Below are 18,614 nucleotides of genomic sequence, written 5' to 3' on the forward strand. Positions count from 1 at the left end.
GGCCCGCCGAGGCATATAGTCAGCTGGCTTACTAATTGAGCTCCGGACCGGTTCCGGGGCGGAGGAGGACGGCATCATGGCTCTCGCAGCAGCACGGCGCCGCTGGATCGGACTGATCGTGATCAGCCTCGGCGTCGCGACGATCATCGTCGACTCGACGATCGTGAACGTGGCGATCCCGTCGATCGTCGCCGACCTCGGCATCACCTCGACCCAGGTGCAGTGGGTGCAGGAGTCCTACACGCTCGTCTTCGCGGCGCTCCTGCTCGCCTTCGGCACGCTCGCCGACCGCTGGGGGCGGCGCCGGATGCTCGTCGTCGGCATCGCGCTGTTCGCGCTCTCGTCCGTCGCCGCCTCGCTCGCGGCCACCGGCGACCTGCTGATCCTGTCCCGGGTCGTGCAGGGCGTCGGCGGCGCGATGGTGCTGCCGTCGACGCTCTCGCTGATCAACGCGACCTTCCGCGGCAAGGAGCGCGCGATCGCGTTCGCCGTCTGGGGCTCGACCATCGGCGGGATGACCGCCGTCGGCCCGCTGCTCGGCGGCTGGCTCACCACCGACTTCTCCTGGCGCTGGGCCTTCGGGATCAACATCCCGCTCGGGATCGTCATCGTCGTCGGCGCGCTGCTCTTCGTCGACGAGTCGAAGCAGCCGGACGCGGGCCGCGTCGACCTGGTCGGCGCGCTGCTCTCGGTCGTCGCCTCGGCCGGCCTGGTCTTCGGGCTGATCGAGGGCCGGAGCCTGGGCTGGTGGCTGCCCTCGCCGGTGCCGGTCGCCTTCGTCGTCGCGGTCCTCGCGACGATCGCGTTCGTGCTCTGGGGCCGGGCCCGCGAGCGCGCGGGCCGCTCGGCGATGCTCTCGCTGAGGCTCTTCCGGCTGGCCTCGTTCCGCAACGGCAGCATCGCCGCGATGATCGTCTCGCTCGGCGAGTTCGGCATCATCCTCGCCCTGCCGATCTGGCTGCAGAACGTGCTCGGCTACACCGCGGTGCAGACCGGGCTGGTGCTGATCGCCCTCGCGCTCGGCTCGTTCGTCGCCTCCGGCTTCGCGGGTGCGTTCGGCAACCGCGTCTCCGCCGTGCTGATCGTCCGGGTCGGGCTCGCGGCCGAGATCGTGGGCGTGGTCGGCATCGGCGCCGTCGTCTCCGACACGACGCCGTGGTGGGCGCTCGTGCCCTTCCTCGCCGTCTACGGCTTCGGCGTCGGCCTCGCCACCGCGCAGCTGACCGGAGTGGTCCTCCGCGACGTGCCCGTCGAGCTCAGCGGCCAGGGCTCCGGCACCCAGTCGACCGCCCGGCAGATCGGCTCGGCGCTCGGCATCGCGGTGCTCGGCACGATCCTCTACACCTCGACCGCGGGCGTGCTCACCTCGTCGCTGGAGGAGCAGGGGCTGCCGGCCGCGCAGGTCAGCAGCACGGTGAACGCCGTCGTCGACTCCTCGGGAGCGGCCATCGCCGGACTCGCGGCCGATCCGGGCACGGCGGACGTCGCCCGCGCGGCCGGGGAGGCGCTGTCGGACGGCACGCGCTTCGCCGCCTTCGCCGCGGCGGGGTTCCTCGCCGTCGGCTTCGCGGCGACCCTCTCCCTCGGCGCGGCGCCGCGCGAGGAGAAGGGCGAGTCCGCCGAGCCGGTCGGCTCCGGTCCGGTCAGCTCAGCGGAGCCGCGTCGTCGGCGGTGAAGACGATCTTGCCGATCGTCCGGTCGGTGCCCTGCGCCCGCCGCGAGAGCACGGCGATGACGTCCTCGAGCGGATGCACGGCGCCGGCCGTGGGGACGAGCTCGCCCGAGACGGCCAGCGAGACGGCCCGGCCGATGCGCTCGGCGCTCGCCGTGACGATCAGGTTGCTCACCTTCGGGCGGCCGCGCCGGACGAGGCTCGCCGCCTGCGCGCCGAGGTCCGGGCCGCTCGGCACGAGGGTAGCGTAGCGGCCGCCATCGGCCAGCAGGAGCGCGGCGTCCCGCGCCGGCAGGTGCCCGGAGACGTCGAGCACCGCGTCGAAGCGCCCGCCGAGCACGCCGAGGTCGAGCAGGCGGTAGTCGTGCGGCTCGGCGCCGAGCGCGCGGAGGGTGTCGGCGGACGCGGCGGAGCCGGTCGCCGCGACGGTGCAGCCCGCGCGGAGCAGCAGCTGCACGACGAGGTTCCCGATCGCGCCGGAGCCGCCGCCCACCAGGATCTGCTCGCCGGCCCGGACCCGCAGGGCGTCGACCGTGCCGATCGCGGTGCCGCCGGACATCGCCAGCGTCACCCCCTGCACGTCGTCGAGGGCGTCGGGCAGCGGGACCAGCGAGCGGCCGCGGACGATCGCCGCGTCGGCGAAGGCGTCGCCGTCGCGGGTCATGCCGACGACGCGGTCGCCGATCGAGACGGAGTGGTCGCCGGGGCCGAGCGCCTCGACCGTGCCAGCGATGTCGAGTCCGAAGCCGTAGGGGCGCTTCCGGCCGACCGCCATGATCCGGGCGGCACCGGAGAGGATCTTCTCGTCGGTCGCGTTGATGCTCGCGGCGCGCGTGCGCACCAGCACCTCGCCGCGTCCGGGCATCGGCACCGGGGCCTCCCGCCAGGACAGCACGTCCGGTCCGCCGAACCGCTCGTAGCCGAGTCGTCGCAATTCCCGCTCCCGTCGTCGCGCCGCCGAGGCGGTCGTCCTCCGAGCCTAGGCGCTGGCCGCCCGGTGCTACCGTGGCGGCCATGAGCGCAGACGACAGCCCCGAGTTCGCCGGATTCACCAGCGGAGGCTCGGCGAACGTCGAGCACCCGGACGACGTGCAGCCGGCCGACGCCGACAACGAGGAGAGCACGACTCCCGAGGAGAGCGCCGACCCCGACCACCCCTACGACTCGATGGCCGAGAGCGGCACCGAGAACGCCCCGGAGGACGAGGTCGGCTCGCGCGAGGACGAGGAGGGGCTGCTCGCCCCCGGCAGCACGGCCGAGGGCGCGGGCACCTCGCTCGGGGCCGTCCCGGTCGAGGCGCGGCGCGAGGCCGAGCCGCTCGGCGCGCACGACGGCGAGGCCGGCTCGGGCCAGCTCGCGGACGAGCGCTGGCGGCAGAACGGCGTCGATCCGCTCGGCTGACGCCCTCCCGCGCGGGGTCCCGCGTCCAGGAACTACTCCGGTTGCTCGGAGGAGCCCCCCTGGCGGGCCCCGTACGGTTCCGGAGGACGCGGCAGGCCCGCCGCGTGGACGGAGAGTCTCATGTCGTTGCTGTTCAACCGCACCCGGGAGCTCCGCTGGACCCCGGACGAGCGGAAGGCCCTCGCGGAGGCCGTGGCCGAGGACCGCGCCCAGCTGTGGCGCAGCGTCGGCGACCTGGACCGCACGGTCGTCGTCTCGACGGAGGACCCGGGCGTCCGCGGAGGCGCCCGCTGGCCCACCGATCACCGCGCCTTCCTCCGCGTCGAGCGCGGCCCCTCCGTGGTGCTGGCCACCGACGGCCTCAGCGATCCCTTCGACCGCCTCGCCCGCCCCGGCACCGGCCTCGGGCTCGAGCTGTGCCTCGAGACCTCGGCGCTGCGCGGCATCCCCGCGGCCGACCTCTGGAACCACTGGCAGTTCCGCGTCCTCTACGAGGCGGCGCGGCTCGCCGCGCTGCAGGGCGTGTGCTGCCGCACGGGCGTCGACACGGCCACTCTGCCGGGCGCGGCCGCACCGGCCGCCTGGGCGGACGAGCGCGGCTCGGTCGGCGTGCTGCTGGGCCTGCGCGGCGGCGGACTCCCCGAGCGCCTCGAGCTGGCGACGGGCGACGTCGAGCTGGTGACCGTCACCCCGCTCTGGCCGGAGGAGTACGCCTGGGCCTCGGTCGACACCACCGCCCGCGAGGAGATCGCGTCCCGCCTGCGCGCCCTGCCCCACGACGAGCTCGTGCACACCGCCCGCCCCCGCGTGGTCTGAGCCCCGCGGAAGAGACGCCCGCGGACAGGCTGGTCGAGTAGCCCCGGAGGGGCGTATCGAGACCCGGCGTTCACGGCAGACTCGTCGTCCGGCGGGGGTGGATCTCGATACGCGCCCTGCGGGCGCTACTCGATCAGCGTGTCCGGGAGTCAGGTGTACTCGGGGGGCTCCTCGGTGAGCACCAGCTCGCCGGTGCTGTTGGCGTGGGCGATCAGCTCGTCGATCCAGGCGCGGTTGAGCGCCGGGCGCCGGCCGCCGTGGAAGCGGAAGTGCAGCGGCGTGGTCGGGTGGATCCAGACGGAGCTGCGGCCGTAGCCGCTCGACTCCGGCTCGGTCCAGGAGAGGCTGAACGACTCGTTCCGCCGCATCTTCGCGAACATCGCCACCTTGAGGTGGGCGAGCAGTCGATCGTCGAAGTCGATCTCGAGTGACTGCGGCCCGTAGATCAGTCGTCCCATGCTGGCGAGGATACCGCCGCAGCGCGCTCCGGGCGGATCGGACCGGGAACGGCGAACGCCCCGCCCAGCGGATCCGAGGATCGCGGTGGACGGGGCGTTCAGAGGTCGTTGCGACCCGGAGGCCGTGTGACGCTGGGGTCGGTGATTACTCGCCGACGCCGCGGATGTTCGCGGCCTGCGGGCCCTTGCGGCCCTGCTCGACGTCGTACTCGACGTGCTGGTTCTCGACGAGCTCGCGGTAGCCCTCCTTGGCGATGGCGGAGAAGTGCGCGAACACGTCGGCGCCTCCGTCGTCGGGAGCGATGAAGCCGAAGCCCTTTTCGGAGTTGAACCACTTAACGGTGCCAGTAGGCATTTCTTTTCCTTACGTGATGGTGACGCCCGCGTGAGCGGCCGTCGTTAGATTTCGCACAGCTGTGCGGTACCCGGTCCGCTCGTCCGCCGCGGGTGAAACACGCGTCGGCCGGTCGATCCGGGTCGTCTGGGGGCGGAGAGCGCGGCTCCTCGTGGGGAGTGCGACTGCGCGGGGGAGAACGTCCCGCTCACCGAGAGTGTCGGAGAAGCGGGGGTCGAACGAGGAACGGCGCGGCTTCCGCGGCGTCCTGTGAAGGGCGGTACCCGCGGGTGAGGCGGGCGTTCGAACCGGCGGATCGAGGGCGATGCACTCGATCGTTGCCGTCTCTATCAGGGGCTGAGTCTCTTCGTCGTCGTGCGACTTCTCAGCCGTGGAATTCGGGCGATCGCCCAGGAGATGTCTCCACTCTACGGGAGAGGAGCGCCCGAGCGCGACCGTCGGGCCCAGACCGGCTCCTCGCGCGGCCCGCGCCTGTGCCACGATGCAACTCCGGGTGCGGCTCGCGCACCCCTCACGGCGAGGTGTCGATGCTGCTCACGAGTGCCGGGCTCCCGAGCTCCGAGGCCGCCGACGCCGACGTGCTCGAGCTCCGCCGCGAGCAGAGCGAGGTCGGCGTCGCCTGCGCGCGCCGGGCCGGGGGAGTGTTCGCGGGCGCGTCCGCGCTCCACCTGGTGATGCTCGTGCCGACCGAGCTGCCCGCCGTGCTGCCGAGCGCCCTCCTGCTCGTGGTCGGCGCCGCGATCCAGCTCTCCTCGCGCCGGGCCGGTCCGAGCGGCGCGCGGGCCGTGATCGCGGGCCTCGTGCTCGGCGTCGTCGCGCTCGCGGCGTTCCTCGGCCCGGGCGTCCCGGACGGCGACCGCACCGTGCTCAGCTGCGTGACCATGCTCGCCTCGATGGCGCTCCCGGCCCCGCTGCTCGCGATCGGCTCGTCCGCGCGCCTCGGCTGGGCGGCCGTCCTCGGCGGCGTCCCCGCGCTGGCCCTCGGGATGGCGGCGACGAGCGGCTCGGGACGGGCGCTGTTCGTCGGACTCTCGGTCGTCGTCTGCTGGATCGTCGCCGTCATCGGCGCCCGCTGGCTCGCCTCGAGCGTCGAGCGCGCCCACGCCGGCACCACCCGCCTGCGCACGGCGCACGCCGCCGAGCGCCGCTCGAGCGAGAGCGAGGCGCAGCGCCGCCGCGAGGCGCGCCTGATGCACGACACCATCCTCGCCACCCTCACCCTGCTCGCCCACCGCGGCGAGGGCGTCCCCGCCGCGACGCTGCGCTCGCAGGCGGCGGCGGACCTCGCGCTGCTGCGCCGGCTCGACCGTGCCGATTCCGCCCCCGCCGACTCCGCGGAGGGGAGCCCGGCGCCGGCCGAGGACGCGGGCAGCGCGCCCTCGGTGCTCGCAGAGGTCGGCCGCCGCGCGGAGGCGCTGGGCGTGCAGGTGCGCTGGCACTCCGGCACGGCCGCGCCCGACGCGCCGCCCCTGCCCGATGCGGCGCTCGATGCCCTCGCGCGCGCGGCGGGGGAGTGTCTCGAGAACGTGCGGCGCCACTCCGGTGCGGCGACGGCCCACGTCACGCTCGACGAGGGGGCGGACGCGGTCCGCGTGACCGTCTCGGACGCCGGGCGCGGCTTCGACCCCGCGGCCGTCCCCGGGTCGCGGCTCGGCCTCGCGCAGTCGGTCGTCGGGCGGATCGAGGCCGTCGGCGGCACGGTGCGGATCTTCTCCGCGGTCGGCGCCGGCACCACCGTCCTGCTGAGCGTGCCGCGATGACCGCGCCGATCGGGGCCGGCGACCGCGCCGACCGCGCCGGAGAGGGCACGCTCGTCGAGCTGGTCCGCGCGGCCGGCGAGGGGCCGAGGACGCTCGACTCGGTCCGCCAGCGGATCACCCGCACCCATCGCCTGACCGCGAGCTATCTGAGCGCCGGCTTCCTCGCGATCACCGTGGCACTGGTGGTCCGCGGGCTGGCGTCCTTCCTCTGGGCGCTGAACGACCGGTCGGCGACCGGGCTGTCCGGCCTGTCCTGGGCGCTCGTGCTCGCCGCGCTCGCGGTGGGGATCGTCGTCGTGGTGACGCGGCACGGCGAGCTGCCCCGTCCGGTCTTCGCCGGGGTGCTCGCCGTCGACGCGGTGGCGATGGTGCTGGAGTTCGCCGACTACGCGCTGCCGGCGCCGGCGCCGCTCTACTATCCGACGGTCTGCATCGGGGTCGGCGCGACGGTGATCGCGCTGCTCGGCTTCCAGCCGCCGTCGCGGAGCACCGCGGCGATCATCGTGCTCGTCGGGCTGAGCCTGCTCGGGCTGCTCGCCCACGCGCTGATCTCCGGCGAGGGGTCGAGCATCGCGGTCGGCAACGTGCTGCTGGCGACGACCCCCGTGGCGGTCTACGCCTCGCTGCTCACCGCGCTCGACCGCCACGTGCACCGCGGGCTCGACCGCACCCTGGCCGACAGTGTGGTCGACGGACCGGGCACCGGTCCGGGCAGTCTCGCGGCCGTGGAGCTCGCGCGGGTCGACGCGGAGATCGCGGAGCTGCTCGAGGAGGTGGTCGCCCGGGGCGCCGCGCCCGACGCCGACCTCGGCGAGCGGGCCCGGGTGCTCGGCGACCGGCTCCGCGAGGTGCTGGCGCGCAGCCACGACCGCACCTGGCTCGTGATCGCCGTGGAGGAGTCCGCGCTGCTCTCCGGAGCGGTGCTCGTCCGCGACCCGCGGGGGGTCGCCGCGGCTCTGGCGCCGCCGGACCGCTCGCGCCTGCTCTCCGTCCTCTGGCTGCTCACCGCGCAGGCCGCCGCGGGCCGGCCCGCCCTCGAGCTGGTGCTCGCGCAGCGCGAGGACGCGGCGGTGCCGGTGCGGATCGTCCTGCGCGCGCCGGGCCTGCGGCCGCGGGACGTCGACCCGGCGGTCTGGGGGATCCTCGGCGAGATCGGCGCGCACCGGGCGTCACCCGAGGGCACGGGGACGACGATCGAGCTGGACCACCGCCCGCCGGGGCGGCCGGCGTGAGCGCGGACGTCGGGACGGCGACCGGCGAGCAGCCCGGGATCGCTCTCGCGATCCTCGACGACCACCCGATCCTGCTCAGCGCGCTCACCGAGTGGATCAACCGCTCCGGCGCGGAGATCCGCGTCGTCGCGACGGCCTCGAGCTGGACCGGTCTGCTGGCGCATCCGCGCTTCCCCACCGACGTCGTTCTGCTGGACATCGACCTCGGCGACGACCTCGACCTCGCGATGAAGATCCGCACGATCACCGCCGCCGGGGCGGCCCCGGTCATCATCAGCACCCACTCCCAGGCGGAGACCGTCGCGGGGGCGCTGGAGGCCGGAGCGCGCGGCTACCTGGTGAAGAGCGAGCGGACGGAGGTGATCCTCGAGGCGATCCGCACCGCGGCGCGCGGGGAGTGCTTCCTCACCCCGCAGACCCGCGCGCTGCTCGGCGGCGGCGGCACGGGCCCGCTGACGGCCCGCGAGCGCCGGATCGTCGGCCTCTTCGTCGAGGGGCTCTCGCTCAAGCAGGTCGCGACCGAGCTCGGAATCACCCAGGACGCGGCGCGCAGCTCGCTGCGGAACGCTCGGGCGAAGTACCGCGCCGAGGGCGTGGGCGTGAGCACCAAGATCGCGCTGCGCCGCCAGGCCCTGCGCGACGGGATCATCGGGCGCGCGCCGTAGCGGCGCGGCAGAAGTCAACGCCGCGGTCGGCGACCGGCTCGGGTCAGACGGACTCGTCGCGCTTCTGCCGGGCCGGCTCGGCGGGGCGGTCGGGGCCGTTCCAGACCGAGACGATGCCCCAGGCGACCGCGGCGATCGGCACGGCGAGCACAGCGCCGACGATGCCGGCGAGCACGGTGCCGATGGTCAGGGCGATCAGCACGATCAGCGGGTGCAGCTTCAGCGAGCGGGCCATCACGACCGGCTGGAGGAAGTTGCCCTCGAGCTGGTTGACGGCGATGACGACGATGATCACGATCAGCGCGGCGCCGGGGCCGCTCGCGACGAGGGCGACGAGTGCGGCGAGGATGCCGGCGGCGGTCGCTCCGACGATCGGGATGAAGGCGGTGAGGAAGACGATCACGGCGAGCGGGAGGGCGAGCGGCACCTGCAGGATCGCGAGGGCGACGCCGATGCCGATCGCGTCGACCGCGGCGACGGTCGCCGTTCCGCGGATGTAGCCGCCGAGGACGTCGACGGTCTTGCCGCCGACGCGCTTGGCGCGGTCGTAGCTCGAGCCGGTGAAGGGGCGGAGCAGGAACTCCCAAATCTTCGGGCCGTCCTTCATGAAGAAGAAGAGGACGACGATCATCAGCACCAGGCCGGTGACGAAGTTCGCCGCGGCCGCCGCGCCGGCGAGGGCGCCGGAGCCGAAGGAACTCGAGGTGAGGAAGTCGACGACGCTCTGGCGGGCGTCCTCGATCTGCTGCTCGTCGATCTGGAACGGCAGGTGCTGCACGTAGTCCTGCAGCGAGGCGATGCCGTCGGACGCGCTGCTGACCAGCTCGTCCCACTGGTTGCGGACCGCGACGGTGATCAGCCAGCCGATGGCGCCGAGGATCGCGAGCAGTCCGATCAGGGCGATCCAGGTGGCGAGGATCGACGGCACGCCCTTGCGGCGCATCCAGGCCAGAACGGGGTGGATCGCGGACGCGAGGATGATCGCGATCAGCACGGGGATCAGCACCAGCGTCAGCTGGGTCATCGCGAGGACGAGGACCGCCGCGAGCGCCAGGACGACGAGCACCTGGAGGCAGCGCAGCGCGAAGCGCCCGAGTCCGTCGGTCCACACCGTCGGCCGCCGCTCGGCGGGGGGAGTGGCCGGCGAGGCGGCCGGGGAGGCGGCCGGGGGGACGGTGCGGTCGAAGAAGCCCATGGGGGGAACCGTAGTGGAGGGACGGGGCGCGGTTCTCCCGCTTGACGACCGCGCGGTCGCCCCGGTGACGGAGGTTGCGGGGCGGCGGCCGGATCGAGCGTGGAGTGCGGAATCGGTTGCGTCCGGCCGCCTCCACTGAGCAGAAACGCCTGTTCTGCGGCGAAAAGGCGCGCAGAGGTGCGGAATCCATTGCTTCGACGACGGAATGCGCACTAGGGTCGCCGTGTCCATGCAAGCGCATGGGGTGCGGGACCCGAACCCGCGCCGCAGTCGCTCGCCGGTGCCCGCCGCCTGCCGATCAGGCGGCGGGTCCGCGCTCGTCCAGGACGGCCGCGCTACGCGGCGGGGACTCGGACGGTCAGTCCGCCCGGCTCGATCCAGGTGCGGAACGCCGACGTCGTCCCGAACGGGTCGCCGTCCAGCTCGATCTCCTGCGGCTTCTCCAGGCGCACCACGAGCTCGTGGCCCTTCACGTAGCGCAGCGCCGAGACCTCCTTCGTGAGGCCCATCAGCTTCGTGCCGACCACGCCGCTGCGGCGCAGCACGCCGTTCTCCCAGACCACCTTGAAGATGATCTGGACCCAGCCGAAGAAGCCCTCCGGGCGCAGCAGCACGATGTCGAACTCGCCGTCGTCGACCGCGGCGTCCGGCAGCAGCAGGATGTTCGCCGGCAGGGCGCCGCAGTTGCCCACGATGATCGTGTGCGCGCGCACCTTGCGCGTCTTCGCGCCGTTCAGGGAGTAGCGGAACTCGAGCTGGTTCTTGTCCAGCAGGGCCTTCCGCAGCGCGTCGACGTAGGCGAGCCAGCCGGCCCGCTTCTTCAGGTCGTCGTCGGTGTTCGCGAGCATCTTCGCGTCGATACCGAGACCGGCCATCACGACGTAGGAGCGCCGGTCGCGGCCCTTCGACGTCTCGATGTCGATCACGCCGATGTCGATGGCGCGGTCCTCACCCGAGAAGGCGACGGTCAGCGCGTTGTCGACGTCGTCGAGCGTGAGGTTCAGATTGCGGGCGAGCAGGTTGCCGGTGCCGGAGGGCAGCAGCGCGAGCGACGCCTTCGAGTCCTGCAGCGCCTCGGCCACCACGCGCACGGTGCCGTCGCCGCCGGCCGCGATCACCATGTCGACGCCCTGCTCGAGCGCCTCCCTGGTCTGGCCGGCTCCCGGGTCCTCGACGGAGGTCTCGAACCAGAGGGTCTCGTCCCAGCCGGCGGCCTCCTGGGCGCGCGCGACGGCGGCCTTCACGGCCTCGAGGTCGACCTTGACGGGGTTGTAGACGATCGCGGCGCGGCGGAGCTCAGACATCGGCGCCGTCCTCGTCCTCGTCGAGCTCGTTCCCGTCGGCGTCGACCCGGCCCGGGCGCACGGCGGCGTCGTCGCGGATGTCGATGCGGGTGTCGCCCGCGGGGGTGGTCGTCACGTCGATGCGCGGGGCCGCGTCGGCCTCCGTCGCCTTCGGTGCGCTGGTCAGCTGGTCTCGGCGATCATCCGCCTTCTGGTCGCTCATGCCTGGACGGTAGCAGCGCGATCGCGAGCGCCGCTCGGGGTTGCGTCGGCCTCGGCGGCCGCTCTCAGCGCGGGGTCGAGCGGGCGGCCTGCAGCCCCCAGAGCACCAGCGGGATCTGCAGCGGCAGACGCAGCAGCGTGATCGCCCGGGTCCGCGGGCGGCGGGCGTCGAGGGCCATCTGCACGTTGGCGGGGAAGACCCCGGCCATCAGGGCGGCGGAGGCGAGACCGCCGGCAGCGCGGGTCGGCGGCCAGAGCGTCGTCGCGGCGCAGGCGAGCTCCGCGACCCCCGAGACGAGCACCCAGCCTCGGGCGGAGCCGGGCATCGCCCGCGGGACGGCGCGCTCGAAGACGGCGGGGCGCGCGAGGTGGATCACGCCCGAGACCGCCATCGCGCCGACGAGCGCGAGCGGTCCGGCGCCGAGGCCCCTGCCGCTCCGGCGACGGGTGCGGCGGCTCATCGTCCCTGCGCGCCGCGCTCGAGCGGAGCGACGTGGTCGAGGATCCGGCGCCACTCTCGCACCAGCGCCAGCCGCCCGGTGCCGTCGACGGTCGCGGAGCGCGCGTCGGCGAGCCGGGAGCGGAACCAGCGCGCGTCCTCCGAGCCGGCGACCGGGTCCGCGTCGCCGTTCACGATCAGGACCTCGGCCGTGACCCGGTCGAGCTCGTCCGCCCAGGAGCCGTCGCGGAGCGCGACCAGGTCGGTCGCGGCGCCGCCGGGGCCCTGGCGCCAGCCCTCGCCGAGCATCCGCTCGAGCCGGTTGCGCAGCCCGCCGTGGCTCTCGAGGACCGGGTCGCCGGGGTCGACGCCGAGCGAGTCGAGGCCGGGCACGTCGGCGGGGAGCGTCGCGGCGATCCCCGCGGCGTCCTCGCCGGGCAGGGTCTGCCGCCGCTCCCACGCCGTCGTCGGGTGCACGAGAGCGCCGGCCTGCGGGGGAGCGGGGGTGCCGACGATCGCGATGCGGTCGACCAGGTCCGGGTGCCGTGCGGCGAGCGAGAGCGCGAAGGCGCCTCCGGAGCCCCAGCCGACCACGCCGACGCTGCCGAAGCGGGCGCCGTCGACGTCGCGGGCGGTGCGCTCGGAGCGGCGGAGGTACTCCGCGAGGTCGTCGGCGCGGTCCTGGACGCGGCCGTGCTGCGCGTCGACGGGATCGGAGGCGCCGTAGCCGGGGCGGTCGAGGATCAGCAGGTGCAGGCCCCACGGTCCGGTGACCAGCGGGTCGGGGTCGAAGCCGCCCGCGCCGGGAGTGGGGTGGCAGAACACGACCAGCCGGTCCGCGATCGGGTCGCCGGCGGCCGAGACGCCCATCCCGCGTCCGGACCGCAGCTCGAATCGGTGGTTCGCCATGTCTCCTCCAGAGTGCCGCCGTCGGTCGGCGGAGCGACCCCAGTCAACCGGAGGCGCGGGGTGCGCCGCTGGGGATTGTTCGGGGGCGTGGGCATCGTGGCCTCCCCGGGCCGCCCGCCGCCACCCCCTGGCGCGGTCCGTGCGGCGCGGAGGAGAGTGGGCGTTCCGGCAGAGCGCCGGGCGAAGGGAGAGCGGCGATGAGCAGCGACAGCAGCAACGGCACCGAGGACGAGAAGACCGAGAAGACCGAGGACCTCCCCGACGGCACCGGCACCGACACCTCCAGCGGCGGCGGCGACACGGACACCGTCTCGGGCGGCGAGCCGGACGACGAGTAGTCGCCGCGGCACGCTCGGCGACGAGAAGAGGGGCGCCACCGGTGATGCCGGTGACGCCCCTCTCGTCGTTCTCCGAGGTCAGACGACGGGGCCGTTGCCCTCGCTGGTCCGGCGGGTGACCTGCTCGCCGCTGGCGGGGTCGACCGCCGAGCGGGTGGTCGAGACGGCCTGGCGGCGGCGGGTCATCAGGACGAGGCCGAGGATGAGGCCCACGGCTCCGGCGGCCATCAGGATGTAGCCGACCAGCTTGAGGTCGACTCCCGACACCTGGACGTCCACGGCGAACGCGAGGACCGCGCCGACGACGAGGAGGAAGATCCCTGCTCCGATGCTCATACGTGCTCCTTCTGCGTGCGCCGGCGTGCGCGGGAGCGCGATGGGCACCGGCGGGCGACGCCCCACCGTAGTGCCGCGGCGGCCCGCCGCCGAAGCCCTATCCGCCACCGTCGGCCGGGGTGTAGGCGGGCCGCCCGTGCTGATCGAGCAGCCCGCGGAGCGGGCGTCTCAATCGGGGAGGACCAGCGGTGGTGACGTCCCATTCTGATCGAGTAGCCCGCGGAGCGGGCGTATCGAGATCCACCCGTGTCAGGACCTGGGTCTGCAGACCCGCCCTGCTGGGGACCGGGGTCTCGATACGCCCCTGCGGGGCGACTCGACCAGCATGAAGGGCTGCTGCCGCGTCCTTTCCCCACCGACCCCAGGCGGGCGATCGTCGGGAAACTGCTGCTGCGCCGTCCGGGGCTTCAACCCTGGACACGGCGCCGTATCGCAGCGATCGCCTCGTCCCCCGTCAGCTCACGGCGTGCGGCCCGCCCGATGATGGCGCGCAGCGCCGGATCCTCGACCTCGTGGCCTCCCAGCGCGAGAGCGGCTTCAGCGAACAGCAGATGCCGATCGATTTCGGCTCGACCCGGCTTGACCGCCCCGACCGGACGCGTCATTCCGACCTCCTTCGTCAGCATTGGTTGTCTTCTTGCAGACCGGACGCGCGCCTCAGGGCGCCTTCGATCTCGTCTCGTCCATGACTTCCGTCGCGATCCGGGTGAGCGTCTCCTCCGCCGGCAGCGTCGCCTGATCGGCCGGCGACAGCTCATACCGGCTCACGGCGACCGCCTGCGTCGAGCCGGCGAGGGAGTACTTGACCACAGTCTCGTTCTTGTCCGTCACGAGCAGGATCCCCACGGTGGGCGCATGGAGTTCGGGAATGCGCATCGTGTCGTCGACGAGTGCGACGTAGAAGCCGAGCTGGCCGGCATCGCGCGGATCGAATCTGCGGGTCTTCAGTTCGACGACGACGAACCGCACCTGCTGCCAGTTGAAGAACAGCAGGTCGACGAAGAAGTCGTCGCCGTCCACATCGAAGTGAACCTGACGTCCGACGAAGGAGAACCCTGCGCCGAGCTCGCGCAGAGTGTCGACCACCTGGAGGGTGAGTCGCTCCTCTAGTTCGCGCTCGCCGGCGTCGGAGTCGATCGCGAGGAAGTCGAGTGCGTACGGGTCCTTGGTGAGCTGCTGAGCGAGCTCCGAGTCACGGCGCTCCAGCGCGGACGAGAAGTTGGACGGAGCGGCTCCCGTTCGCTCGTGCAGTCGAGTCGCGATCTGGTGCTGCAGGACTGCTCGGCTCCACCCGTGCTCGACGTCCTGCGCGGCGTACCAGTCGCGGAGGCGCTGGTCGTCGAGCTTGTCCAGCAGCTGGATCGTGTGGCCCCACGGCAATTCGCCAACAGGCTGTTGGCGAATTAGATCCTCGGACGGCCACGCCTCTGCGAACCGCCGCGCGTAGCGCAGGTTCGACTCCGAGAAGCCCTTCATCGTCGGGAACTCAGCGCGGAGATCCGCCGCCAGCCGGGCGAGCACACCGCTTCCCCACGGCTCCGCCCGCTGCCGCTCGACGAGCGTGTGGCCGATGAACCACCACAGCGCGACGACCTCCGTGTTCGCGGTCCGCTGCACCGCGAACCGCGCCTCGTGCGCTCGACGGACGAGAAGCTCGAGTGTCTGCGCGTAGCCGTCCGGGAGCACCTGGGTCATCCCTCCAGTCTCGAACGGCGATCGCTGGAGTGCGGGGGATGGCGCCTGACGGTGGTGCGGCGACGCTCTGCGCGGCGGCGGCCCCCGGCTCAGCGGTCCGCGATGCGGAGCATCACGCGGGTGCGGTCGCCGCGGGAGACGATCCGCTCGATCACCATGAAGACGCGGTACTCGAGGCGGTACTTGCGGAGGAAGACGCGGCCGAGGCGCTCGACGGTGTCGGTGTCGGAGACGATGTGCGCCTCCGCCTCGAGTGCGGTCGCTCCGTCGGCGACGCGGCCGCGGCGGTCGCAGGGGACGAGGGTCACCCGCGGGTCGTTGCGCAGGCGCTTGACCTTGCCGCTCTTGCGGGGAGTCGTGACGATCAGGTCCGCGCCGTCCCGGGCGATCCACACCGGCGTCGACACTCCGACGCCCGTCTTCCGGAAGGTCGTGAGCGAGACGAACGAGGCGTCGGAGAGGGCCGCGAGAGCGGGCGAGAGGGTCATCCTCGAAGAGTAGGGGTGCGCGGGAGCGACTCCGCAAGCCTCCCTGGCAGCTCCGATCGCCGCCGTAGGGTGGAGGCATGACCGACCCGTCCCCCCTGATCGGTCCGATCCCGGCGCCCGAGCTCCACGTCATGACGTACAACATCCGCCGCCGCATGCCCCGCCTGACCGCCCGCGCGGTCGACCAGTGGGAGCGCCGGAAGCCCCTGGTGCGCCGGCTGCTGCAGGAGGAGAGCCCGTCGATCCTCGCGGTGCAGGAGGCGCTGCCCGATCAGGCGCAGTGGGTGCACGAGTCGCTCGGCGCCTCGTTCGAGGGCATGGGCTTCGGCCGCGACGCCGACCGCGGCGGTGAGCGGGTGATGCTCTTCGTCGACCGGAGCCGCTTCGCGGTGCGCGACTGGTCGCAGATCGCGCTGTCCGCGACTCCGGACGTCGCGGGCTCGCGCAGCTGGGGCAATCGGATCCCGCGCACCGCGGTGATCGCCGAGCTGACCGACCACGCGACGAACCGCGAGTTCACCGTCGTCGCGACGCACTTCGACCACCTCTCGCGGCGCTCGCGACTGCGCTCGGCCGAGCTGGTCGCCGAGCGGATCACCGACCTCGGCCTGCCCGCGATCGTGATGGGCGACACCAACACCGACGTCGGCACCGAGCCGTACCGGGCGCTGCTGGACGAGGGCGGGCTCGCGGACTCCTGGGTCGTCGCCGGCACGCACCTCACCCCGCACTGGGGCACCTACTCCAACTACCGCCCGCCGAAGGCCGGCCGCCGCATCGACTGGCTCACGGTCAGCGCCGGGGCCTTCGAGGTCGTCTCGGCGGCGATCAACGCGACCCGCTACGGCACGGCGCCGGGCTCGGACCACGAGGCGGTCCAGGCCGTCCTCCGCTTCACGAAGCCGTGACCCGACCCGCCGTGAGAGCCCGCCCCGAGAACGAGCCCGTCCTGATCTCGACCTTCATGGAGCCTCCGCGCACCCGGGGCGAGTGGTTCGCCGACGCGGTCCGCGCCCTCGGCGCCGTGAGCATCGTCGCCGCGATGATCGGCTGGGATCTCGTCGACGTCGCCGTGCTCGCCCTCGCCGCGATCGGGCTGGTGCTGCCGCGGTTCCTCGGGATCCGCCCGGCGCTGGACGCCACCTTCGGACTGGCCCTGCTGGTCGCGTCCTGGAGCAGCGTGCTCGGGCTCTACCAGGCCTGGGCGTCGTGGGACCTCGTCGTGCACTTCGTGCTGAACGGGCTGGTCGCGGCCGTCGCCTACATCGTCGCCGCGCGCGCCGGCGTGGTGCCGACGGTGGCCGGCGACCGCGGGCCGCTCGCCCCGGCGATCGTGCTCTGCGCCTGCTTCGGCCTGTCGATGGGCGTGGTCTGGGAGTGGGGCGAGTGGGCCGGGCACCGCTTCGTCGACCCGTCGATCTTCGTCGGCTACGAGGACACGCTGGGCGACCTGGCGGCCGGCGCGGCCGGCTCGATCGCGGCCGGTGCGCTGATGCGCTTCTGGTCGGCGAAGAGCCGCGTCGTCGGCGGTCGGCGGTGACCCGCCGGCACAGCCTCCTCGCCCTCCTCGTCGTGCTGCTCTGGGGGCTGAACTTCGTCGTGATCGACGTGGGGCTCGCGGACGTGCCGCCGCTGCTGTTCCTGGCGATGCGGTTCACGGTGGTCGCGGTGCCGGCCGTGTTCCTCGTGCCGCGGCCGCAGGCGCCGCTGCGGACGGTCGCGACGATCGGCGCGTTCATGAGCCTCGGGCAGTTCGCGCTGCTCTACCTGGCGCTGGCGCTGGGGATGCCCGCGGGGCTCGCGTCGCTGGTGGTGCAGGCGCAGATCGTGCTGACGGTGCTGATCGCGGCCGTGCTGCTGAAGGAGCGGCCGACGCGGCGGCAGAGCATCGGCCTGGTCGTCGGCGTCGCCGGGCTCGTGGTCGTCGCCCTCTCGCACGGGGCCGTCGCGCCGTGGCTGCCGTTCGTGGTCTGCCTCGGCGGCGCGCTCTCCTGGGCGATCGGCAACGTGCTGACCCGGCGCGCGAAGGGCGCCTCGGGGCTCTCGCTGGTGGTCTGGTCGGCGCTGGTCGTGCCGATCCCGGCGCTGCTGCTCTCGCTGCTCGTCGACGGCGGGCCCGCGATCGCCGAGGCGATCCAGGGGCTCTCGCTCGCGGCGGTCCTCAGCACCCTGTACACGGCGGTGTTCGCGTCGCTGATCGGCTACGGCATCTGGAACTCGCTGCTCGCCCGCTACCCCGCCGCGTCGGTGGTGCCGTTCACGCTGCTGGTGCCGGTTGTCGGCGTGCTGTCGGCGTGGGTGCTGCTCGGCGAGGTGCCGTCGGTCGGCGTGCTGATCGGCGGCGCGGTGATGGTCGCGGGGCTCGCGGTCGCGACGATCCGCCGCGGCCGGCGCGATCCCGTCCTCGCCGCTGTCGGCGGTCCGGCGTAGTGTCGCCCGCATGTGCGGACGCTTCGCGATAGATTCCGAGACCGACGCTCTGATCGCGGAGTTCGTCGCGGCGGGCGGCCGGGCGGCCGACTGGGCGCCCGACTTCAGCGTCGCCCCGACCGACGCGGCGCCGATCGTGCGCGAGCACCGGCACGAGGAGTCGCTGGAGCGCGAGATCGAGCTGGCCTCCTGGGGGTTCCGGCCGTCGTGGGCGAAGGGGAAGGGGCCGTCGCCGATCAACGCGCGGCTCGAGACGGTCGCCTCGAACGGGCTGTTCCGCGGGGCCTTCGCCAAGCAGCGCGCCATCGTGCCGATGCGCGGCTACTACGAGTGGGAGGCGCGCGCCGACGGCAAGCAGCCGTGGTTCCTGCACGGGGAGGAGCCGATCCTCGCCGCGGCGGGTCTCTACGCGGCGCGCAAGGAGGGCGACGAGTGGCGGGTCTCCTTCACGATCATCACCCGCGAGGCCCGGGACGCGTCCGGCGAGGTGCACGACCGGATGCCCGTCTTCCTCACGCCCGACGTCCGCGACGCCTGGCTGAGCCCGGAGCCGCTCGCCTCCAGCGAGGAGATGCTCGCGACCCTCGACCGCGCGTCGGTCGCGGTCGCGTCGACGATCACGGCCTACCCGGTCGACCGCCGCGTGAACAACGCGCGGACGGTCGACCGCCACGACCCGGGGCTACTCGACCCGGTCCTCTGAGGCACGCCTTGCCGGAGAGCGGGGTCGGTCGCCACATCGCGCGCCAGGCAGCACTCCGCCCGGTCTGTCGGTGACCGTCGCGAATACCCTCGCCGGATGTGTTTCGCGCGCCTGTCCTCGCTGGTCCTTCTGCAGGGCGGAGGTCGGTATCAGCCGGGCCGACGACACCGTCGGCTCCTCTCGCGCTTGGACGACGAGGAGATCGCCACAGTCATGG

General features: G+C 73.5%; 23 protein-coding genes. 11 read left to right on the forward strand and 12 right to left on the reverse strand.

Translation table 11 applies throughout. From position 1 onward, the window contains the following. Positions 1 to 76 precede the first annotated feature (76 nt). The gene (locus MT355_RS16400; RefSeq protein ID WP_243600392.1) at positions 77 to 1,675 is read left to right on the forward strand and encodes a DHA2 family efflux MFS transporter permease subunit; all 1,599 of its coding nucleotides are present in this window, start codon (positions 77 to 79) and stop codon (positions 1,673 to 1,675) included. Here MT355_RS16400 and MT355_RS16405 read toward each other — a convergent pair. After that, on the reverse strand, positions 1,644 to 2,606 hold the full coding sequence (locus MT355_RS16405) for an NADP-dependent oxidoreductase (RefSeq protein ID WP_243600393.1): 963 nt from the start codon (positions 2,604 to 2,606) through the stop codon (positions 1,644 to 1,646). The two genes, MT355_RS16400 and MT355_RS16405, sit on opposite strands and share 32 nt — an antisense overlap. Positions 2,607 to 2,686: 80 nt before the next feature. Between MT355_RS16405 and MT355_RS16410 the strand changes: the two genes are divergently transcribed. Together MT355_RS16410 and MT355_RS16415 are read left to right on the forward strand one after the other, a co-directional pair. Next, positions 2,687 to 3,073, forward strand: a complete 387-nt coding sequence (locus MT355_RS16410; RefSeq protein WP_132434935.1) for a hypothetical protein — start codon at positions 2,687 to 2,689, stop codon at positions 3,071 to 3,073. A 120-nt stretch (positions 3,074 to 3,193) separates the two neighbouring features. Further along, positions 3,194 to 3,889: a suppressor of fused domain protein gene (locus MT355_RS16415; protein WP_123444801.1), complete on the forward strand. Its 696-nt coding sequence runs from the start codon at positions 3,194 to 3,196 to the stop codon at positions 3,887 to 3,889. A 149-nt stretch (positions 3,890 to 4,038) separates the two neighbouring features. Here MT355_RS16415 and MT355_RS16420 read toward each other — a convergent pair whose 3' ends face one another. After that, positions 4,039 to 4,347 (reverse strand): hypothetical protein, encoded by a 309-nt coding sequence (locus MT355_RS16420; protein WP_132434930.1) that lies wholly within the window; start codon positions 4,345 to 4,347, stop codon positions 4,039 to 4,041. A 145-nt stretch (positions 4,348 to 4,492) separates the two neighbouring features. Then, positions 4,493 to 4,702 (reverse strand): cold-shock protein, encoded by a 210-nt coding sequence (locus MT355_RS16425; RefSeq protein ID WP_123444803.1) that lies wholly within the window; start codon positions 4,700 to 4,702, stop codon positions 4,493 to 4,495. A gap of 527 nt (positions 4,703 to 5,229) precedes the next feature. On the opposite strand from MT355_RS16425, the gene MT355_RS16430 reads away from it, so the two are divergent. The 3 genes from MT355_RS16430 to MT355_RS16440 are packed head-to-tail and all read left to right on the forward strand — an operon-like array spanning position 5,230 to position 8,359. Then, positions 5,230 to 6,462, forward strand: coding sequence for a sensor histidine kinase (locus MT355_RS16430; protein WP_243600394.1), 1,233 nt, complete (start codon positions 5,230 to 5,232; stop codon positions 6,460 to 6,462). Next, positions 6,459 to 7,694 (forward strand): hypothetical protein, encoded by a 1,236-nt coding sequence (locus tag MT355_RS16435; protein WP_243600395.1) that lies wholly within the window; start codon positions 6,459 to 6,461, stop codon positions 7,692 to 7,694. The genes MT355_RS16430 and MT355_RS16435 overlap by 4 nt, the downstream gene beginning before the upstream one ends. Continuing rightward, positions 7,691 to 8,359, forward strand: a complete 669-nt coding sequence (locus MT355_RS16440; RefSeq protein ID WP_243600396.1) for a response regulator transcription factor — start codon at positions 7,691 to 7,693, stop codon at positions 8,357 to 8,359. The genes MT355_RS16435 and MT355_RS16440 overlap by 4 nt, the downstream gene beginning before the upstream one ends. Positions 8,360 to 8,402: 43 nt before the next feature. Here the strand turns inward: MT355_RS16440 and MT355_RS16445 are convergent, their stop codons facing one another. The 5 genes from MT355_RS16445 to MT355_RS16465 form a co-directional block, all read right to left on the reverse strand. Further along, complete coding sequence (locus tag MT355_RS16445; protein WP_159423550.1) at positions 8,403 to 9,554, reverse strand: AI-2E family transporter; 1,152 nt, start codon at positions 9,552 to 9,554, stop codon at positions 8,403 to 8,405. A gap of 335 nt (positions 9,555 to 9,889) precedes the next feature. Further along, positions 9,890 to 10,858: a diacylglycerol kinase family protein gene (locus MT355_RS16450; protein WP_123444808.1), complete on the reverse strand. Its 969-nt coding sequence runs from the start codon at positions 10,856 to 10,858 to the stop codon at positions 9,890 to 9,892. Then, a complete protein-coding gene (locus MT355_RS16455) occupies positions 10,851 to 11,060 on the reverse strand; it encodes a multidrug transporter (RefSeq protein ID WP_123444809.1) in 210 nt (69 codons plus the stop codon). Before MT355_RS16455 ends, MT355_RS16450 begins: the two co-directional genes overlap by 8 nt. Positions 11,061 to 11,124: 64 nt before the next feature. Beyond that, on the reverse strand, positions 11,125 to 11,520 hold the full coding sequence (locus tag MT355_RS16460) for a hypothetical protein (protein ID WP_243600397.1): 396 nt from the start codon (positions 11,518 to 11,520) through the stop codon (positions 11,125 to 11,127). Then, positions 11,517 to 12,407, reverse strand: coding sequence for an alpha/beta fold hydrolase (locus MT355_RS16465; protein ID WP_185020067.1), 891 nt, complete (start codon positions 12,405 to 12,407; stop codon positions 11,517 to 11,519). The genes MT355_RS16460 and MT355_RS16465 overlap by 4 nt, the downstream gene beginning before the upstream one ends. Positions 12,408 to 12,604: 197 nt before the next feature. On the opposite strand from MT355_RS16465, the gene MT355_RS16470 reads away from it, so the two are divergent. Continuing rightward, a complete protein-coding gene (locus MT355_RS16470) occupies positions 12,605 to 12,745 on the forward strand; it encodes a hypothetical protein (RefSeq protein WP_159423548.1) in 141 nt (46 codons plus the stop codon). Between the two features lie 78 nt (positions 12,746 to 12,823). Here MT355_RS16470 and MT355_RS16475 read toward each other — a convergent pair whose 3' ends face one another. From MT355_RS16475 to MT355_RS16490, 4 genes are all read right to left on the reverse strand, one after another. Further along, positions 12,824 to 13,081 carry a DUF6458 family protein gene (locus MT355_RS16475; protein ID WP_123444811.1) on the reverse strand — a complete coding sequence of 86 codons (258 nt, stop codon included), beginning with the start codon at positions 13,079 to 13,081 and terminating at the stop codon, positions 12,824 to 12,826. A 407-nt stretch (positions 13,082 to 13,488) separates the two neighbouring features. Further along, a complete protein-coding gene (locus MT355_RS16480) occupies positions 13,489 to 13,707 on the reverse strand; it encodes a hypothetical protein (protein WP_243600398.1) in 219 nt (72 codons plus the stop codon). Between the two features lie 31 nt (positions 13,708 to 13,738). Continuing rightward, entirely contained in the window at positions 13,739 to 14,776 is a 1,038-nt protein-coding gene (locus MT355_RS16485; protein ID WP_123734841.1) for a YhcG family protein, read from the reverse strand. 89 nt (positions 14,777 to 14,865) lie between these two features. Next, positions 14,866 to 15,264, reverse strand: coding sequence for a PPOX class F420-dependent oxidoreductase (locus tag MT355_RS16490; protein WP_123734842.1), 399 nt, complete (start codon positions 15,262 to 15,264; stop codon positions 14,866 to 14,868). A 77-nt stretch (positions 15,265 to 15,341) separates the two neighbouring features. On the opposite strand from MT355_RS16490, the gene MT355_RS16495 reads away from it, so the two are divergent. The 4 genes from MT355_RS16495 to MT355_RS16510 are packed head-to-tail and all read left to right on the forward strand — an operon-like array spanning position 15,342 to position 18,397. After that, positions 15,342 to 16,172, forward strand: a complete 831-nt coding sequence (locus tag MT355_RS16495) for an endonuclease/exonuclease/phosphatase family protein (RefSeq protein ID WP_243586100.1) — start codon at positions 15,342 to 15,344, stop codon at positions 16,170 to 16,172. After that, a complete protein-coding gene (locus MT355_RS16500; protein ID WP_243600399.1) occupies positions 16,169 to 16,804 on the forward strand; it encodes a hypothetical protein in 636 nt (211 codons plus the stop codon). Before MT355_RS16495 ends, MT355_RS16500 begins: the two co-directional genes overlap by 4 nt. Beyond that, on the forward strand, positions 16,801 to 17,694 hold the full coding sequence (locus MT355_RS16505) for an EamA family transporter (RefSeq protein WP_243600400.1): 894 nt from the start codon (positions 16,801 to 16,803) through the stop codon (positions 17,692 to 17,694). The genes MT355_RS16500 and MT355_RS16505 overlap by 4 nt, the downstream gene beginning before the upstream one ends. Positions 17,695 to 17,704: 10 nt before the next feature. Further along, entirely contained in the window at positions 17,705 to 18,397 is a 693-nt protein-coding gene (locus tag MT355_RS16510; protein ID WP_243600401.1) for an SOS response-associated peptidase, read from the forward strand. Positions 18,398 to 18,614 lie beyond the last annotated feature (217 nt).

The sequence above is a fragment of the Rathayibacter sp. VKM Ac-2929 genome, assembly GCF_022815495.1.
Lineage (GTDB): Bacteria > Actinomycetota > Actinomycetes > Actinomycetales > Microbacteriaceae > Rathayibacter > Rathayibacter festucae.

Excerpts from the sequence above, each read along its gene's own strand:
- MT355_RS16480 (WP_243600398.1), bottom strand. The coding sequence starts at position 13,707 with ATGCTGACGAAGGAGGTCGGAATGACGCGTCCGGTCGGGGCGGTCAAG.
- MT355_RS16475 (WP_123444811.1), bottom strand. The coding sequence starts at position 13,081 with ATGAGCATCGGAGCAGGGATCTTCCTCCTCGTCGTCGGCGCGGTCCTC.
- MT355_RS16470 (WP_159423548.1), top strand. The coding sequence starts at position 12,605 with ATGAGCAGCGACAGCAGCAACGGCACCGAGGACGAGAAGACCGAGAAG.
- MT355_RS16485 (WP_123734841.1), bottom strand. The coding sequence starts at position 14,776 with ATGACCCAGGTGCTCCCGGACGGCTACGCGCAGACACTCGAGCTTCTC.
- MT355_RS16410 (WP_132434935.1), top strand. The coding sequence starts at position 2,687 with ATGAGCGCAGACGACAGCCCCGAGTTCGCCGGATTCACCAGCGGAGGC.
- MT355_RS16400 (WP_243600392.1), top strand. The coding sequence starts at position 77 with ATGGCTCTCGCAGCAGCACGGCGCCGCTGGATCGGACTGATCGTGATC.
- MT355_RS16495 (WP_243586100.1), top strand. The coding sequence starts at position 15,342 with ATGACCGACCCGTCCCCCCTGATCGGTCCGATCCCGGCGCCCGAGCTC.
- MT355_RS16425 (WP_123444803.1), bottom strand. The coding sequence starts at position 4,702 with ATGCCTACTGGCACCGTTAAGTGGTTCAACTCCGAAAAGGGCTTCGGC.
- MT355_RS16460 (WP_243600397.1), bottom strand. The coding sequence starts at position 11,520 with ATGAGCCGCCGCACCCGTCGCCGGAGCGGCAGGGGCCTCGGCGCCGGA.
- MT355_RS16490 (WP_123734842.1), bottom strand. The coding sequence starts at position 15,264 with ATGACCCTCTCGCCCGCTCTCGCGGCCCTCTCCGACGCCTCGTTCGTC.
- MT355_RS16465 (WP_185020067.1), bottom strand. The coding sequence starts at position 12,407 with ATGGCGAACCACCGATTCGAGCTGCGGTCCGGACGCGGGATGGGCGTC.
- MT355_RS16420 (WP_132434930.1), bottom strand. The coding sequence starts at position 4,347 with ATGGGACGACTGATCTACGGGCCGCAGTCACTCGAGATCGACTTCGAC.
- MT355_RS16435 (WP_243600395.1), top strand. The coding sequence starts at position 6,459 with ATGACCGCGCCGATCGGGGCCGGCGACCGCGCCGACCGCGCCGGAGAG.
- MT355_RS16450 (WP_123444808.1), bottom strand. The coding sequence starts at position 10,858 with ATGTCTGAGCTCCGCCGCGCCGCGATCGTCTACAACCCCGTCAAGGTC.
- MT355_RS16430 (WP_243600394.1), top strand. The coding sequence starts at position 5,230 with ATGCTGCTCACGAGTGCCGGGCTCCCGAGCTCCGAGGCCGCCGACGCC.
- MT355_RS16510 (WP_243600401.1), top strand. The coding sequence starts at position 17,705 with ATGTGCGGACGCTTCGCGATAGATTCCGAGACCGACGCTCTGATCGCG.
- MT355_RS16445 (WP_159423550.1), bottom strand. The coding sequence starts at position 9,554 with ATGGGCTTCTTCGACCGCACCGTCCCCCCGGCCGCCTCCCCGGCCGCC.
- MT355_RS16455 (WP_123444809.1), bottom strand. The coding sequence starts at position 11,060 with ATGAGCGACCAGAAGGCGGATGATCGCCGAGACCAGCTGACCAGCGCA.
- MT355_RS16415 (WP_123444801.1), top strand. The coding sequence starts at position 3,194 with ATGTCGTTGCTGTTCAACCGCACCCGGGAGCTCCGCTGGACCCCGGAC.